Source organism: Pseudomonas versuta, assembly GCF_001294575.1.
Lineage (GTDB): Bacteria > Pseudomonadota > Gammaproteobacteria > Pseudomonadales > Pseudomonadaceae > Aquipseudomonas > Aquipseudomonas versuta.
The window spans coordinates 1,423,695-1,439,317 of the sequence record NZ_CP012676.1 but is presented as its reverse complement, the minus strand read 5'-3'; the positions used below and the strand labels follow the sequence as shown (position 1 = coordinate 1,439,317).

Annotated in this window: 13 protein-coding genes; 6 read left to right on the top strand and 7 right to left on the bottom strand. The window is 59.6% G+C overall.

What is annotated here, in order from left to right:
* The first annotated feature begins 97 nt into the window (after positions 1-97).
* The 6 genes from AOC04_RS06475 to AOC04_RS06450 all read left to right on the top strand — a co-directional run bounded on the left by AOC04_RS06475 (position 98) and on the right by AOC04_RS06450 (position 6,210).
* Complete coding sequence (locus AOC04_RS06475; protein ID WP_060691682.1) at positions 98-772, top strand: histidine phosphatase family protein; 675 nt, start codon at positions 98-100, stop codon at positions 770-772.
* 304 nt (positions 773-1,076) lie between these two features.
* Positions 1,077-1,298, top strand: coding sequence for a YgdI/YgdR family lipoprotein (locus tag AOC04_RS06470; protein WP_060691681.1), 222 nt, complete (start codon positions 1,077-1,079; stop codon positions 1,296-1,298).
* 449 nt (positions 1,299-1,747) lie between these two features.
* Positions 1,748-2,524: an IclR family transcriptional regulator gene (locus AOC04_RS06465; protein ID WP_060691680.1), complete on the top strand. Its 777-nt coding sequence runs from the start codon at positions 1,748-1,750 to the stop codon at positions 2,522-2,524.
* Between the two features lie 88 nt (positions 2,525-2,612).
* Positions 2,613-3,668, top strand: coding sequence for a permease (locus tag AOC04_RS06460; RefSeq protein WP_060691679.1), 1,056 nt, complete (start codon positions 2,613-2,615; stop codon positions 3,666-3,668).
* A 219-nt stretch (positions 3,669-3,887) separates the two neighbouring features.
* The gene (locus AOC04_RS06455) at positions 3,888-4,616 is read left to right on the top strand and encodes a carbonic anhydrase (protein ID WP_060691678.1); all 729 of its coding nucleotides are present in this window, start codon (positions 3,888-3,890) and stop codon (positions 4,614-4,616) included.
* Between the two features lie 70 nt (positions 4,617-4,686).
* Positions 4,687-6,210 (top strand): SulP family inorganic anion transporter, encoded by a 1,524-nt coding sequence (locus AOC04_RS06450; RefSeq protein ID WP_060691677.1) that lies wholly within the window; start codon positions 4,687-4,689, stop codon positions 6,208-6,210.
* 106 nt (positions 6,211-6,316) lie between these two features.
* Here AOC04_RS06450 and AOC04_RS06445 read toward each other — a convergent pair whose 3' ends face one another.
* The 7 genes from AOC04_RS06445 to AOC04_RS06415 all read right to left on the bottom strand — a co-directional run bounded on the left by AOC04_RS06445 (position 6,317) and on the right by AOC04_RS06415 (position 15,435).
* Positions 6,317-7,345 carry an AraC family transcriptional regulator gene (locus AOC04_RS06445; protein ID WP_060691676.1) on the bottom strand — a complete coding sequence of 343 codons (1,029 nt, stop codon included), beginning with the start codon at positions 7,343-7,345 and terminating at the stop codon, positions 6,317-6,319.
* Between the two features lie 337 nt (positions 7,346-7,682).
* Positions 7,683-8,720 carry a 3-ketosteroid-9-alpha-monooxygenase, oxygenase component gene (locus tag AOC04_RS06440; protein ID WP_060691675.1) on the bottom strand — a complete coding sequence of 346 codons (1,038 nt, stop codon included), beginning with the start codon at positions 8,718-8,720 and terminating at the stop codon, positions 7,683-7,685.
* A gap of 215 nt (positions 8,721-8,935) precedes the next feature.
* Positions 8,936-9,769 carry an SDR family NAD(P)-dependent oxidoreductase gene (locus AOC04_RS06435; protein WP_060691674.1) on the bottom strand — a complete coding sequence of 278 codons (834 nt, stop codon included), beginning with the start codon at positions 9,767-9,769 and terminating at the stop codon, positions 8,936-8,938.
* Positions 9,770-9,785: 16 nt separating this feature from the next.
* A complete protein-coding gene (locus AOC04_RS06430; protein ID WP_060691673.1) occupies positions 9,786-10,553 on the bottom strand; it encodes an SDR family oxidoreductase in 768 nt (255 codons plus the stop codon).
* Positions 10,554-10,605: 52 nt separating this feature from the next.
* On the bottom strand, positions 10,606-11,850 hold the full coding sequence (locus AOC04_RS06425) for a helix-turn-helix transcriptional regulator (protein WP_397456444.1): 1,245 nt from the start codon (positions 11,848-11,850) through the stop codon (positions 10,606-10,608).
* Positions 11,851-12,016: 166 nt separating this feature from the next.
* On the bottom strand, positions 12,017-14,458 hold the full coding sequence (locus tag AOC04_RS06420) for an efflux RND transporter permease subunit (RefSeq protein ID WP_060691671.1): 2,442 nt from the start codon (positions 14,456-14,458) through the stop codon (positions 12,017-12,019).
* Positions 14,455-15,435: a WD40/YVTN/BNR-like repeat-containing protein gene (locus tag AOC04_RS06415; protein ID WP_060691670.1), complete on the bottom strand. Its 981-nt coding sequence runs from the start codon at positions 15,433-15,435 to the stop codon at positions 14,455-14,457. The genes AOC04_RS06420 and AOC04_RS06415 overlap by 4 nt, the downstream gene beginning before the upstream one ends.
* Between the last annotated feature and the right edge of the window lie 188 nt (positions 15,436-15,623).

Here is a 15,623-nt window from a genome sequence, read left to right as displayed (position 1 = left end):
TCACAGGACGTTTACACACGACACGGATCAACGCTCGAGCCCCCCACTCGCTGCGTCCAGGCAGGTCAGCCTTAATGGATCTAACCAGAAGAGCCCCATGACCAACGCTGTCAGCAATAAACCTCATCTCAAGCCTTACCTGCTCGGCACAATCTCTGCGCTGCTAATCGCCGGCGCCATCAGTCTGGCAGTCCACGCCGACAAAGTCTTTGCCCGGCCCATAGACGGTGTGCAAACACTGGTCTTCATGCGCCATGCCGAAAAACCTGCCGACGGTCTCGGGCAACTCAACTGCCAGGGACTGAACCGCGCCATAGATCTGGCCACCCTGCTGCCACAGCGCTATGGCAAGGCCGACTACGTGTTTGCTGCCGACCCGTCGCGCCAGGTTGAAGAAGGCGCCGACGATGACGCCTACAGCTATGTCCGGCCGCTGATGACCATTAATCCCAGCGCTATCAAACTGGGGTTGCCGATCAATCTGGAATACTCGGCCAACGACACGCGCGCCTTGGCCAATGAGCTGACCGACGACAAGTATCACAGCTCAACCATTTACACCGCGTGGTCCCATGGCTACCTGCCCGAGTTGATCAACAGCGTCGCAAGCAAGGCCTTGGGGGAAAAGACCACGCTGACTGAAGATTGGTCCGGCAGTGACTTTGACTCCCTCTATGTACTGACACTGACCTGGAAAGACGGCAAAGCCACCCTCCTGAGCCGCATCGACAAACAAGGGCTGAACAACGGCGAAAAAGGCTGCCCGAGCTGATCGGCTGCCCCTGATCAAGCCGTGACCGGGCCCGCTGGCGCAGCGCAGCCTCTGGCTTTTCCTGCGGCGGCTGGCGTTTAATGCGCCCCAGGATGCAATCGCCCGGTCGCTTCAACCCGCTACATCCCCGGCAAATGCGCACTCCACGCCCGGAACGATGTGGCCGCCGATAAAAAATTTATCACTGCGCCAGACGCACTCTCGGCGCAAAATGCAGTCACATGATGCAACCACTTTCAGCGCTGGACATTGATTCAACCCGGCACGCTCAACAACTTATTTGCGAAAAAACCAAGGTATTTGCATGAAGATCAACGTTATCGGTTTGCCTTTAGTCCTGGCCGCCCTTCTGGGCCTGGCGGGCTGTGCATCACCTACAGTCGTGACCCTGCAAAACGGCACGCAATACCTGACCAAAGACCTGCCAAAAACCACCAACAAGGACGGCTTTTACGAATTCGTGGACATTGCCGGCAAGCACATCAAGGTCAAGGCCGATGACGTCGCAACCGTTAAAGCGGACTGAAGCGAGCGCTACTGTTTTTGCTGCTAAAGCACATTAGAACCACTCATCACTTCAACGCCCCGCCCAAATGACCGCGCAATAGACCTCACCGCCATGGACGACATGTCCATGGCGCGCCAACCCGACGCAGTCAACCATCCCGCTCTGGCTCATGCTGCAGCGCGAACGGGTTCATCCTTGCTCGTCCGACAGCGCAATACTCGATAACCCCTCCCCCAATCAATGATCACCTGTAGTAAACGCGGGCACCCGCGCGTGCAAAATTTTGAACAAAAGGCGTGTTCCCGGTCGCTTTTAATCTGTCTTTATGGTGACATCACTTAGCCACCCATCAGGCCATGGGGTGCAAAAAACCAACTATGTGCTATAGCCGATTTAATCAAATCGAAGAGAGTTTCATGGCTATCGAATATCGATATTTATTCACTTATTAATGCCAAGGAAGGGCCATGAGCGATAGCAACAATCCTCTTTTCAACCAGTCACTTGAAAAGGGCCTTGCTGTATTACGCAGCTTCGGGCCGTCCCGAAGCAGCATGAACCTGGCTGAAGTTGCCCAGGCGGCAGGCATCGCCAAAAGTTCTGCGCAACGAATGATTCATACCCTTGAAGCGCTCGGCTACGTGCGCAAGCAGGCACAGAGCCGACGCTTTCAGCTAACCCCAAAAGTCATGGAAATCGGCTACGGCTATTTGGCTGCCGACATCCTGGTCGGTCTAGCAACGCCCTATCTGGCCGAACTCAATCAAATCACCGGTGAGACCATCAATCTGACGGAGCCTGATGGCCCGGACATGATTTGTGTCGCACGCTTCGTCGCCCCCCATTTCATCCCGATCCATATGCCCATTGGCAGTCGTATCCCCATGTACTGCACGGGGGCCGGCCGGGCATACCTGAGCGGTTTGCCGGACGAAGAGATTCACAGCATGCTGCAAAACAGCGAACCCACAGCACTCACGCAATACACCCTGACCGAAGTTGCCGCCATTTTTGAGCGCATCCAGGCCTGTCGTACACAGGGCTATGCAACCAGTCATGAAGAAATGGTCCTCGGAGACTTGAGCATTGCCGCGCCCATTCTCAACAACAACGGCCTCCCCGTTGCCGCCGTGCATGCAGTGGTACCCGCCAGCCGCTGGACCATGGCCGACGCGGAACTGAAACTTGCCCCGGCCGTGGTCCAGTGCGCCCGCTCCATCAGCCGCTCGATCTGCACCCTGTAACGGTCCGGGGGGCTCAGCAAGCATCCAACCTGCGGGCGGTGCGCTCAGGTATGATGCCGCGCTATTTCCCAGCGTTCGGTAACTCTTTATGTCCAGTATTTCCTCAGCCAGGCCCACCCGAGGCTGGTCATTCTGGTGGAAGCCTCTACTGTTTCTGCTTGTCGCAGGGATCGGTCTGTACTACGTCAAGTGGTCGCCCTACTACTTAAAGGCATTTGTCGCTGCCGACAACCACAGCATCGGTGCGTCGATCCTTAATGACAATCAGGGAGAACCCCTCGCTGCTGCACTGGCCTACGCCAAGGTGTACTTCCTGGCGATCTGGAAAGCTGCGGTCCTGGCGGTCATTCTCGGCTCACTGATTCAAGTACTGATCCCCCGCGACTGGTTGCTGCGCCTGTTTGGCAAGGCCGGTCTGGGTTCGACCCTGCGCGGCGGTCTGTTCGCTCTGCCCGGCATGATGTGTACCTGCTGCGCGGCCCCCGTAGCGGCAGGCATGCGTCGCCAAAACGTCTCGGTGGGTGCGGCGCTGGCCTTCTGGATCGCCAACCCGGTCCTCAACCCGGCCACCCTGGTGTTCATGGGCTTTGTCCTGGGCTGGGGCTTCACCGCGCTGCGTCTGGTGGCGGGGCTGGTACTGGTGATCGGCGTATCACTGATAGCGCAACGCATCTCTCGCCCGCAAAGCATCCCTGACGCAGCACTGGACGCCGTGTCCGAAGCCAGCACGGTCGATCAGCAAAACTTCTTCAGCCGTTGGGGCCGCACCCTGTGGCAACTGTTCTGGAACACCATCCCGGTCTATCTGCTGGCGGTACTGTTGCTGGGGGCGGCACGTGTGTGGCTGTTCCCTCATGTAGACGGCGCCATGGGCGACAGCCTGATGTGGCTGGTACCGCTGGCCATCGTCGGCACCCTGTTCGTCATCCCGACAGCCGCTGAAATTCCGATTGTGCAAACCATGATGGCCCTGGGTATGGGCACAGCCCCAGCAGTCGCGCTGCTGATGACCTTGCCGAGCGTGAGCCTGCCGTCGTTGTTAATGCTGCGCAAAGACTTCGACACCCGGGTCCTGGTCAGCGTGGCATTGATGACCATGCTGGTCGGTGTGATCAGTGGCCTGGCGGGAATGTGGTTGCTCTAACACCTGTCCCCCCCTGTAGGAGCGAGCTTGCTCGCGAGCTCTTTAAACAGCTCGCGAGCAAGCTCGCTCCTACAAAAAACAGCCTCGGTAGTTGCCTTTTAACATCACCAAACCCCTGTGCTAGAGCGGTCCATTAAGGTTTAGTTAAGTTTCGCACGCTAGTGTGACCGGCGAGTCACAAATGGCTCGCATAAACTGCTACGCCACAGAGGTTGAATGATGGATCATAAACTCACAAAGTCGTTGGCTGCAGCATGTACCCCGCCCGAATCGGAACATGCCGACGCAGCATTGCAGCTAATCGTTGAAGGTTTTTTACATTTCCATCGTGAGGTCTTTCCGCAACAGAAAGACCTGTTCAAAAAACTGGCCACGGCCCAACGCCCAAGGGCGATGTTCATTGCCTGCGCCGACTCCCGTATCGTCCCCGAACTCATCACCCAGAGTGCCCCCGGGGATTTATTTGTGACCCGCAACGTCGGCAATGTCGTGCCCCCTTACGGCGAGATGAATGGCGGCGTTTCAACAGCCATCGAATACGCGAACCTGGCGCTGGGCGTGCAACACATCATCGTTTGCGGACACTCCGACTGTGGCGCCATGCGTGCGGTTCTAAACCCCCGCAGCCTGGACAAAATGCCGACGGTCAAGGCCTGGTTGCGCCATGCCGAAGTGGCCAAAACCATGGTTCAGGAGAACTGTGCCTGCGCCAATGAAGCCGAAGGCATGCACGTCCTCACCGAAGAAAACGTGATTGCCCAGTTGCAGCACCTGCGCACTCACCCGTCCGTGGCCTCGCGCATGGCCAACGGACAATTGTTTATCCATGGCTGGGTCTACAACATCGAAACCAGCCAAATCAAAGCCTACGATGCAGAACGCGGATGCTTCCTGCCGCTGGATAACCTGCAGTCAATCCCCTGCGCGACTCCCAGAGCGCGCTTCTGAAAGCTTGTCACCGGATAACCCGGTGCAGCCAGGCCTGGATGCGCCTCAACAAAACTCAGGGAGAATCATCATGCGTGCTGCGCAATTAAAAGCTGTATTGCCACGGGAGCTGCTGGCCTCGGTGGTTGTGTTCCTAGTCGCCCTGCCCTTGTGCATGGGTATCGCCATTGCCTCCGGAATGCCGCCGGCCAAAGGCTTGATCACCGGCATCATCGGTGGTCTGGTCGTGGGCTGGATGGCCGGTTCACCGCTGCAAGTCAGTGGCCCGGCTGCCGGGCTGGCCGTTCTGGTCTTCGAACTGGTGCGCCAGCACGGCATAGCCATGCTGGGCCCTATCCTGCTATTGGCGGGTTTTTTACAGCTGCTGGCCGGTCGCCTGCGCCTGGGGTGCTGGTTTCGCGTGACGGCCCCGGCAGTGGTCTACGGCATGCTCGCCGGGATCGGGGTGCTGATCGTACTGTCCCAAGTGCATGTAATGCTGGATGGCGCGCCCCAGCCTTCGGGGCTGGACAACCTCACAGGCTTCCCCGCCGCCGTAGCCAAGGCCATTCCAGGTCTTGGCTGGCAAGCTGGCCTGTTGGGCCTGGCCACAATGCTGGTGATGTGGTCCTGGGACAAATTACGCCCGCACAAATTGCGCTTTATACCCGGCGCCTTGCTGGGCGTGGGTCTGACCACAGGCGCCAGCCTGCTGCTGGCCTTGCAGGTCAAACGTGTGCAAGTCCCCGAAAACCTGGCAGATGCCATCGACTGGTTGCGCCCTGCCGACCTGTTGAACCTGGCCGACCCCAACCTGCTGATTGCGGCATTTGCCGTCGCATTTATCGCCAGCGCTGAAACCCTGCTGTCGGCGGCAGCGGTTGACCGCATGCACAATGGCCAGCGCTCGGATTTTGACAAGGAACTGTCGGCACAGGGTGTTGGCAACATGCTGTGCGGCCTGGTCGGTGCCCTGCCGATGACCGGCGTCATCGTACGCAGTTCGGCCAATGTACAGGCCGGCGCCACCACGCGGCTTTCGGCGATATTCCATGGTGTCTGGCTGCTGGCATTTGTGCTGCTGCTGTCCAGTGTGCTGCAGAGCATTCCGGTCGCGAGCCTGGCCGGCGTACTGGTCTATACCGGGATCAAACTGGTGGATCTCAAGGCGTTTCGCGGCCTTGGGCGCTATGGACGTATGCCGATGTTTACCTATGGCGCCACTGCGCTGGCGATCATTTTTACCGACTTGCTGACCGGAGTACTGGTGGGTTTTGGTTTGACCCTGGCGAAACTGGCGTGGAAGGCATCGAGGTTAAAGATCAGCCTGATTGACCTGCCCGGAGCAGACGAAATGGAATTGCGCCTGATTGGCGCGGCAACCTTCCTCAAAGTTCCGGCCCTGACCCAGATCCTGTCGCGGGTGCCTGCGGGTAGCACCGTGCATGTACCGCTCAACAACCTGAGCTATATCGACCACTCATGCCTGGAACTCTTTGAAGAATGGGGCCGGGCCAATGCGGCCAAGGGCTCCAGACTGATGATCGAACCGCGGGGTCTGAAACGACGCCTGGAAGGCAGGATACGCACGACTACAGGGTTAGGCTCGGCTTAACGACGACTGCGTCGCCGATCGCAGCCTTCGTAGTCGCTGACGAGCTACGCGAGGCTGCGATCGATTGCGCAGCGATCGCAACCCCTGCGAACCGGGCTATCCGGCATTACGCCGTCTGCGCCTCGGCCCCCTGCAAAATCAAACTCCGGTAATGCCCGGGGTTGGTCCCGGACCATTTGCGGAATGCCTTGTAAAACGAGCTGGTCTCGGCAAAGCCCAGCCGCAGGGCAATGTCGGCGAAGCTCAGTTGCGGCTCCGCCAGCCAGCCGATAGCCAACTCCTTGCGCACACTGTCCTTGAGCCCTTGCCAGGTCTGACCTTCCTCCGCCAGACGCCGACGCAAGGTCGACGCCGACATGCACAAGCGCTGGGCCATGCCCCCGGTTTCCGGCCATTGATGGGCAGGCAATTGGCGCAGATCCTGTTTGATCTGGCTGCCCAGACTTTGCGGGTCACGGTACTTGACCAGAATATTGGCCGGCGCCTGGGCCAGAAAACGCTGCAACTCCTGGAGGCTGCGCTTGATGGGCGCTGCCAGGCAATCAGCAGCAAAGATCATCCGTGTACGCGGGCGGTCAAAACGCAGATTGGCGGAAAACATCACTTCGTAGTCTTCGCAATAATCCGGCGCCCCGCAGCGCAGCTCGATGGCCATGATCGGAATCCGCCGCCCGGCCAACCAGCAGGCAATGCCATGCACGATCATCCAGTAGGTGAAGTAGGTAAAAGCACGGCCCGACCCGGCATCCGGTTCATGCAGCACTATTTGCGCCAGGCTCTGCTGACGGACCAACCGGGCCGGTACCCGTTCGAGCATCAACGACAAGAACCCCAGCACCAGCTCCAGCCCCTGGGCCAGGGTGGGCTGGACCATGGCCGAGCGGCACATGAACGCCAGGCTGCCGAACCTCAGCTTGCGCGGGTCCATGCCAAAGAACTCATCATCCTGGCGACGCGCCAATAGCCGCCACATCCGCGCATAAACAACGGCAGGAACACGGGCATCCGCCTGGCTGAGCAACTGCGGGTCGATCCCGACCTTATGCAGTACTTCATCCGTGGCACTACCCGGCCCACAGCTCTGCAGCAGCGCCTCACGCACCAGATGAATAGAGATAGTGTCTTTGTTGAGCATTGACCCTGATCCAAGCCCGATGACTTTTAGCTGTCGGACATCTTAAGCAGCACAGATCAAAAAGCCAGTAGTACCTTAGCCGGGATCAGCATGATCGAACGACGTCAGGGGTCATGCCTGCAATGACTCGCGCTGGCAGCACAAACAGCACCCGTGCCACCAGCCCGGCTCAATCCACTGGCGCAAAGCCAACGCTGTCCGCCAGCGAACCCTGCAAAACAGGCAGCATTTTGAAGGGCAAACCGCCAAGGGTGGATGCCAGACTCGCCGCTGGCATAAAGATCAGGGTTTACGCTGACTCAACATCATTGGCCGCGCCCGTGGTTCAGTTGATCAATCAGCGTTGATCAACGGTCGTGATTTCACGGCGTTCGACAACGCTCGCCGGCACGCTGGCTTCGTCAGTGAAGAACTGCTGATACCACTCGCGCAGTTGATACACAGGGCCATCGCCCTCTGCCAGGACCGGGTTATTGACGCGAACTTTGTGGGTCCAGATATCAACATCCTGATAGAACGAATCACGGTTACGCTGCACGTAATCCAGCGCCAGGGCTTCGTTTTGCTCATCGCTCCAGCCCGGGACTTTTTTCACCATGCAGCCAAAACGCAGTTCAAAACTGTTGGGGCCGATCGGCACGTGACAGTTGAGCAGAATGGACTTGATTTCCTGACCGTCGAACATAGCGCGCATGCGGGTCAGGTGAGTGGCCGGGCCGTAATAGGCCGACTCCGCGACCAGATCCCCGCCCAGGCGCTCGGAGTCGCCATGGAAGATCTGCTCGGCAATATGCCCTTCAAACACGTTGTGGAAATACTTGGTTGGCGTGCCGTGCACCGGGCCGAAATGCTGCGCATCCACCAGGTTGTCGACCAGCTCGCGGGGGTTGGTGTTGATGATCATCTTGTCCAGATGCCAGCTGTGCAGCCACTCATCACTGTCCATTTCCGGCAGGTGCGGAATCACCACATCAGCAGCGGGCGGCTTACCTTCCGGGTTGTTCCAGACAAACAGCAGGCTGTTGACTTCACAGGTCAGCCAGGCGCGGGTTTTCGCTTTGGGCGGAATACGCTTGCAGTACGGGATCTCGACACATTTACCGCTGGCTTCGTACTGCCAATGGTGAAAAGGACAGACCACACGGTCGTTCTCGATAGTGCCCTGGGACAGGTCGGCACCCATGTGCGGGCAATGGGCGTCGAGCACACTGATCTGGCCCGTCGAAGTGGCGAATGCCAGCAAGCGGGAACCAAAAATATTCAGGGTATGCAACTTGCCGTCACGGTATTCATCCGCCTCGCCCAGGCAATGCCATCCCCGGCCAAAGCGCGGAGCTAACGCATTCTCGACGTGGATTTCAGCGAGTTTAGTCATTTTTATTATTCCTCAGGTTAGGGACCAGGGCGCGTGCCTTACTGATCTTCACCGAGGCGTAAGACGGGCTCATCGTTCAGATGGACTAGAGACAGGACTTGCACAAATCCTGTGGGGGCCCGGCTTGGCGGTGATGCAGGCAACACGGCAAGCCAGAAACAGCGCCCCCCCCCTGCAGGAGCCTGGCTTGCCAGCGATGCCGCCCCCGTGGCCTGTCAGCGCCAGTCGGCAACTATCCCGTGCTCACGGGCAAACGGCTGGCAGTGAATGGTTTGACGCTGGTAATCGCGCGCCGCTTCGTGGGTCGCCAGCCACAGCATGACCGCCGCCGGAACCTCAGGCGGCGCGGAACCGGCGCGCAAGGCAATCACGCCTTTATCGCCAATAGTCGCGCGCAGTGCCTCAGTCGTCACCACACCGGGGTTGAGGGTGTAGGCACGAATCCCCTGCTCGCCCAGCTCTATCGACAGGATGCCCGACAGCCTCGATACCGCGGCCTTGCCGGCACCATAGGCATAGCCCCAGCCGCCCTTGCCCGCAGCCACCGGCGGGTCGGTTTCACCGGCCCCCGAGGTCACGTTGATCACCACCCCGCCACCCTGCTCCAGCATGCGTGCGACCACGGCCCGGGTCAGCAAAAACGGGGTCAGCACATAGCCCTGGAATACCCGTTGCAAGGTCTCGGGCTGCAACTCCATAAATGGCAAGTTGAGGTCACTGCCCTGGTAAATCGCATTGTTGACCAGAACATCCACCCGGCCATATTCGGCAAACACCGCCTCACTGGCCGCCAGCACTGACTCACTGTCGAGCAGGTCCATAGGCACCACCAGGGCCTTGCGTCCCAGTTCGCGGATCGCGGCCGCGGTGGCGTTCAAACTGCCCGGCAGCGCCGTGCCATCGGGGTTGCGCAAGCCGTGCCGGTGGCTTTCGCCTTCATCCAGACTGCGCGCGCTGATGGCCAGATCAAAACCTGCGCGGGCAAATGCCAGAGCGGTTTCACGACCGATGCCACGACTGGCGCCGGTAATAAATGCCACTTTATTCATAGCGGTTCCTCAAGAATTAGAAACGTTGCGCGCGCACCATCGCGTCCATCCCGCCATCAACGAAGATGACGCTGCCGGTGACAAAGCTGGCCTGGGCGGACTGCAGGAACGCCACCACCCGGGCGATCTCTTCGGGATGCCCGGCGCGCCCCAGTGGCGCGACAAATTCGCTGACCGCCTTGCCAAACCGTGCATCATCCTTGGCCGCCTGATGCAGCGGGGTTTCCACCGCTCCTGGCGCCACCACATTCAAACGGACCCCTTGAATGGCCCATTGCACCGATTTACGACGGGCCTCACAGGTCACCGCGTACTTGGAGCTGGCATACGCGATATGCGGCTGGCCGAGGGCATCGGCCAATTGCAGGGCCTGCGCTTCGTCACCGGCGAGCAACGCTGCAACCATTGGCTGCTGGTCCGCACCGGGCTGGGTGGCCGCCACTGAACCGATCACCAGCGCCGCCGGGTTTTCACCCTTGGCCAGCGCATCGGCCAGACCGTCAAGCAACTCATTGACGCCAAAATAATTCACCGCCAGCACCAGACTGCTTGAAGACGCAGTGACGCCCAACCCTGCGCAACACACCAGGCCGTCGAGCACTCCGTCGCACTGTTCAAGCACCTGGGCCACTGCCGCCCGGCGCCCGTCACCGGTTGAGAGGTCGGCGACCACCTCGGCACCGGCCCGGTCGATCCCGATGATGCGGTGCCCCGCATCCCGTAATACCGCGCACACGGCGGCGCCGATTCCGGAAGCGGAACCGCTGACAGCTGTAACTGGCATAAGACTTTCCTTGATGATGCAGGCTCACCGCGAGCCTGACTGACGTGGGTGCTTAAGCGCTCTTGCGCACTGGCCGCGCCAACTGCGGCGCCGGTACGATCACCGACTCAGCCCCCCGCAAGGCGCACTTGGGCTTTCCCAGCGCGACCACGCTGTTCAGCAGAATCCTTACCAGCTCGGTCTGACGGCGCACACCAGTTTTGGAAAAGATCGAACGTAAATGGGCCCGTGCCGTATTGCGCCGGATGTTCAGGTTCTCGGCCGCCTCTTCCAGGGACAAGCCGTTCGCCAGCTCCATGGCCAGCGCGGTTTCGGCCTTGGTCAGATTGAACAATTGCTTGGTCACCACTTCACTGGCCAGCGACTTGCCCACCGAGTCGCGGATGTAGATCACCGCTGCCGGCTTGCTCTTGCCCTCGGCCCATTCCAGTGAAGGAATCGCCTCGACCACCAGGCCCAGGCTGACCTGCCCCGAAGGTCGGGTCACGGACATGGCATCGGCCGTCAGCCCGCCTTCGCGTACCTCGGCGCTGAAGGCGTGTTTGACCAGGCGCTGCAATTCGCGGTTATCGCTGGGATAGGTGGCTTCCAGCCGGCCGCCCACCAGTTTCAGGCCATCGGCGCTTTTAAGGATTTCTTCGGCAACCGGGTTCAGGCGCAGCACCTTGCCGGTTTCGTCGAGCACAATGGTCGCCACTGACAGGCGGCTAATGGCCTGAGCGTAAAGCTCACTCATCGACTCACTGCGGTCCAGCAGGTTGTGCAGGTGCAGGGCGCGGCGCAGATGCGGCAAGAACATGCTGCACAGGGCGCGTTCGGCACTGGAAAATTTGGGCGAGGTCTTGGGCCGGGTGATACGGAAGCGCAGCTTGCCACCGTCAGGGGTGGAGATGTCGGCGCCCATCACGTGGTAAACGTTTTGCGGGCCGCAATAAGCTTTGAAATAGGCTGAGTGGGTCCAGTCCGACTCACTCATCAGGTCTTCTACGGTAAACACCTGATCCAGCGCCTGGCCGGCAAACGGCGTGTTGGTCTGCGGGTAAGTCTGGTAGGTCAGCTCACCTTCACCTTCGATGTCCCCGGCCACAATCATCAGGCCCAGATCCGGCTGATCCGGTACCCGCAGGATCAGCGTGGCGTAGTTGGCGGCAAACATTTCACGCACGGAGCACAGGGTGCGACCCATGACTTTGGGATCCAGCGCGCCATCATAAAACTTGCCAACCATTTGATCGTAATCGGCCAGGTCCAGTCCCAGACTGGCCAACGTTTGGTGATTCAGGGTCACTGTATCCACGGACATTTCCTCGCATCGGGCCAGATTCAAAGACCTGCCCTCATTATTGTTTTTATCGCCTGCGGTTTGCCTTTGCACGGAATCGGGATGTTCCGTCAACCCTGCACAAAGGCGGCCCAGTATTTCTTTATGTTGACCGCCATACAAGCCCGTTCAGCGGTCTGTTTCAACGGTTTGAGAGGTCCTTCGCAGCTACGCTCTGTTTGAGCGGGTAATGCCCGGCATGGGTGCCGTGGCCCGAGTTGTCAGATGCAGCCCTGACCCTGACCAGCGGGCGTCCCAGGTTGAACCAGGCGGCCAGGGCCGGCAGCAGGAAGATCGCCCCCAGCACGTTGACCAGGAACATGAAAGACAGTAGCACCCCCATGTCGGCCTGGAACTTGAGCGGAGCAAAGGCCCAGGTGCACACACCGATGGACATGGTCAGCGCGGTAAACACCGCTGCCGTACCGCGCTGGCACATGGCCTGGTAAAACGCGTTACGCAGGTCTTTGCCGTCAGCCATCTCATGGGCAATGCGCTCATACAGATAAATCCCGTAGTCGACCCCGACCCCGACCCCCAGCGCCATGACTGGCAAGGTGGCGACTTTCAGGCCGATGCCCAGGGTCGCCATCAAGGCGTTGCACAGAATGGCCACAATCGCCAATGGCACCAGAATGCACAGCACAGCCCGAAACGAGCCGAAGGTCAGCCAGCAAAACAGTGCCACTGAACCGAACAGGGCGGCGAGCATCACCACCTCGGCCTGCTTGACCGCCTCGTTGGATGCCGCCATCACGCCCACGTTGCCGCCGGCCATCAGGAACTGCACTTCAGGGCTTTGCAGAGCGGCAATGATGCGTTGGGTTTCCTTGACCACATGGCTGACAGTCGCCCCCTCATGGTCGGTCAGGAACACCAGAATCTGCATCCGCTGGCAGCCTTCAGTCACCAGCCCGTCGTCCGGCATGTAAGCCCGGGCGCCCTGGCTCAAACCGCGTTCGGAACCCGGAATCGCCGACCAGCGAGGATTGCCTTCGTTGTTGCCGGCAATCACGTTTTTACCCATGCCGGCCACACTTTGCACCGACTGCACCCCGGGCACGCTGCGCATCTGGAAGTCGAACGACTCAACCGCCCGCATCACCTGCGGCGCCAGACAGCCTTCTTCAATGCCTTTGACCTGGACAAACACCGACATCACATCCAGGCCAATGGAATAGCTGTTGATGATTTTCTGATTGTCCTGGTTGTAGCGAGAATCGGCGCGCAACTCCGGTGCCCCGACGCCGATATCGCCCACAGCCAGATCCCGCGCCTTGTAGGCGCCCACGCCCAGCAGCAACAGGCTGATCACAAATACACTCAGCGCCGGTTTAGGCTCAGCCAGCGCCGACAGGCGCCACCACAGTGCATGTCTGCCCCCGACGGCCTTGAGGCCCCGGGCCAAAGCACTGGGTTCAAGCTTGAGGTAGGAGAGGATGATCGGCAGCATCAGCTTGTTGGTAATGATCATCAGCATCACGCCGATACACGCGGTCACCCCCAGCTCATGAACGATGGGAATGTCGATCAGCATGATCACGCCAAAGCCCAGTGCGTTCATCAGCAACGCCAGCGAACCCGGAATGAAGATCTTGCAAAAGGCACTATGGGCGGCCTGTACCGAGGAGCTGCCGGCCAGCACGTCCTGCTTCCAGGCATTGGTCATCTGCACCGCGTGGGACACGCCAATGGAGAAAATCAAAAACGGCACCAGTATCGACATCGGATCGATCCCCAGCCCCAGCAAAGGCAGCAGCCCCAGCAGCCAGACCACCGGCAACAAAGCCACGGCCAACGCCACCAGCGTCAGGCGCCAGGAGCGGGAATACAGCCACAGCATCAACCCGGTGATCACAAAGGCAATCACGAAGAAACTGATCACCGTGGTCAAACCTTCAATGACATCGCCCACCAGCTTGGCAAAGCCGACGATATTGATCTCGATATCATCGTTGCTGTACTTGGCACGAATGTCCTCCAGGCGCTTGGCGACCTCGGCATAGGACACCGGCTTGCCGGTTTGCGGGTCCAGATCCTGCAAGTCGGCACGCACCATCGACGACTTCAGGTCATTGGACACCAGCCGCCCGATCTGACCCGAGCGGGCAATATTGCTGCGTACCTGCGCCAGGTCTTCGGTCGATCCGGTAAAGCGCGGCGGCACCACCACATCGCCGAAAAAACCTTCTTCGGTAATTTCGATATAGCGCACATTGGCCGTAAACAAGGAGGTGACACTGGCGCGACTGACACCGTTGATGAAGAACACATCGCCGGTGACTTTGTTCAGGGTCTCGAGGTACTCGCGATTATAAATATCGCCCTCGCCTTTCCACTTTACGCTGACCAGAAAGCGGTTGGCCCCGGTGAAGTACTGACTGAAATTGAGGAAGTTGACCATGAACTCGTTGCGCACCGGGATTTGCTTGTTAAAGCCCGGGTCGAGCTGGGTGTGGGTGGCGCTGTAACCCAGCGCCAGGGTCAGCAGCACGAACAGCGCCAGCAGCCCTTTGCGCCAGGCGATCAACAGATCGGCGATACGTTCAACCACACGGTTAACTGCAGATTTAGCGCTGCTCATTTGGCACCTGCCAACGCAGCAACGCTGCCATCCGAGCCCTGGAACACCCCACGTTCACCGCCCACCAGCAACCGCTCGCCACCCACCAGTACCGCTGAGGTCAAGGTGCCCAATCCTGGCAAGCGCGTGGCGCTGACCAAATGACCCTTGGCATCCAGACGCACCAATGAGCTGCCGGCCCCAACGATCAACAGCCCGCCGCCGTTAGGCAACAGGACATGGCCGTAGAGCGGTAACTGATTGCCCACTTCAACAGGCTCCCAGCTCTGACCAAAATTCTGGCTGACAAATACATGGCCGCGCATGCCGTAGGTCACCCAACGATCAGGGCTCAAACGCACCACGCCAAACAGCGAACCGTTATAGAACCCGGGCAACTTCTGCCAGTGGCGCCCGCCATCTTCGCTGCGCATCACCAGCCCCTGCTCGCCCACCAGCATGCGTCGGCCATCCGCACCGCCATCCATGCCGTTGAGGTGGGCACTGTCGACTTCCAGCGGCTGCGCCTGCCAGGAGCGACCGTCATCATCGGACTGGTAAAACTTGCCAAAACTGCCGAATGCCAGCACCCGCTTGCCACCGGCGTTCCAGATACCCAGCAAAGGCTCGGCGACTTCATCGTCGTGGCGCACTTCAGTCCAGTTCGCGCCTTGGTCTTCGGAGCGCAGAATCCAGCCATCGTGACCGACCGCCAACAGGCTCTTGTCGGCCAGCGCCACCAGTGCGGTGAGGGTCAAGTCACGTTGTGGCTTGACCACCGCGGACTGCCAGGTCTGCCCCTGATCGTCACTGAGCAAAATATTGCCGCGCTCCCCCACCGCTACCACGCGCTGATCCAGATACAGCATGCCGTTGATTTGCAGGCGGTCCGGGCGCAACTGCGCAGAGTCCAGAGAAGCAGCGGGATGGGGAGTGAAGGTAAAAACGACGGTTGCCGCGACAATCAGGCAAACCAGATAGCCGATCATTGCACGCATGGTCGAAGCCTCGCTGCACGATTCAGTTGCTGGGCAGAGTTCATGCAGCCAGTCCTCTTTTTATTATCGTGGATGCTCTGGCTACCTCGGCGGCGAGGTGCCTAGAACCTGCCTTCGATCTTCGGACTGGTGGGTCACGGGCACATCGTCCAAATGGCCTAGCCCGGATGACTCACTGTAGGAGCGAG

What these genes read in the sequence shown, in the direction of transcription:
- AOC04_RS06475 (WP_060691682.1), top strand. Translation starts at nt 98, where the DNA reads ATGACCAACGCTGTCAGCAATAAACCTCATCTCAAGCCTTACCTGCTC.
- AOC04_RS06415 (WP_060691670.1), bottom strand. Translation starts at nt 15,435, where the DNA reads ATGCGTGCAATGATCGGCTATCTGGTTTGCCTGATTGTCGCGGCAACC.
- AOC04_RS06430 (WP_060691673.1), bottom strand. Translation starts at nt 10,553, where the DNA reads ATGCCAGTTACAGCTGTCAGCGGTTCCGCTTCCGGAATCGGCGCCGCC.
- AOC04_RS06455 (WP_060691678.1), top strand. Translation starts at nt 3,888, where the DNA reads ATGGATCATAAACTCACAAAGTCGTTGGCTGCAGCATGTACCCCGCCC.
- AOC04_RS06445 (WP_060691676.1), bottom strand. Translation starts at nt 7,345, where the DNA reads ATGCTCAACAAAGACACTATCTCTATTCATCTGGTGCGTGAGGCGCTG.
- AOC04_RS06465 (WP_060691680.1), top strand. Translation starts at nt 1,748, where the DNA reads ATGAGCGATAGCAACAATCCTCTTTTCAACCAGTCACTTGAAAAGGGC.
- AOC04_RS06460 (WP_060691679.1), top strand. Translation starts at nt 2,613, where the DNA reads ATGTCCAGTATTTCCTCAGCCAGGCCCACCCGAGGCTGGTCATTCTGG.
- AOC04_RS06440 (WP_060691675.1), bottom strand. Translation starts at nt 8,720, where the DNA reads ATGACTAAACTCGCTGAAATCCACGTCGAGAATGCGTTAGCTCCGCGC.
- AOC04_RS06420 (WP_060691671.1), bottom strand. Translation starts at nt 14,458, where the DNA reads ATGAGCAGCGCTAAATCTGCAGTTAACCGTGTGGTTGAACGTATCGCC.
- AOC04_RS06450 (WP_060691677.1), top strand. Translation starts at nt 4,687, where the DNA reads ATGCGTGCTGCGCAATTAAAAGCTGTATTGCCACGGGAGCTGCTGGCC.
- AOC04_RS06470 (WP_060691681.1), top strand. Translation starts at nt 1,077, where the DNA reads ATGAAGATCAACGTTATCGGTTTGCCTTTAGTCCTGGCCGCCCTTCTG.
- AOC04_RS06435 (WP_060691674.1), bottom strand. Translation starts at nt 9,769, where the DNA reads ATGAATAAAGTGGCATTTATTACCGGCGCCAGTCGTGGCATCGGTCGT.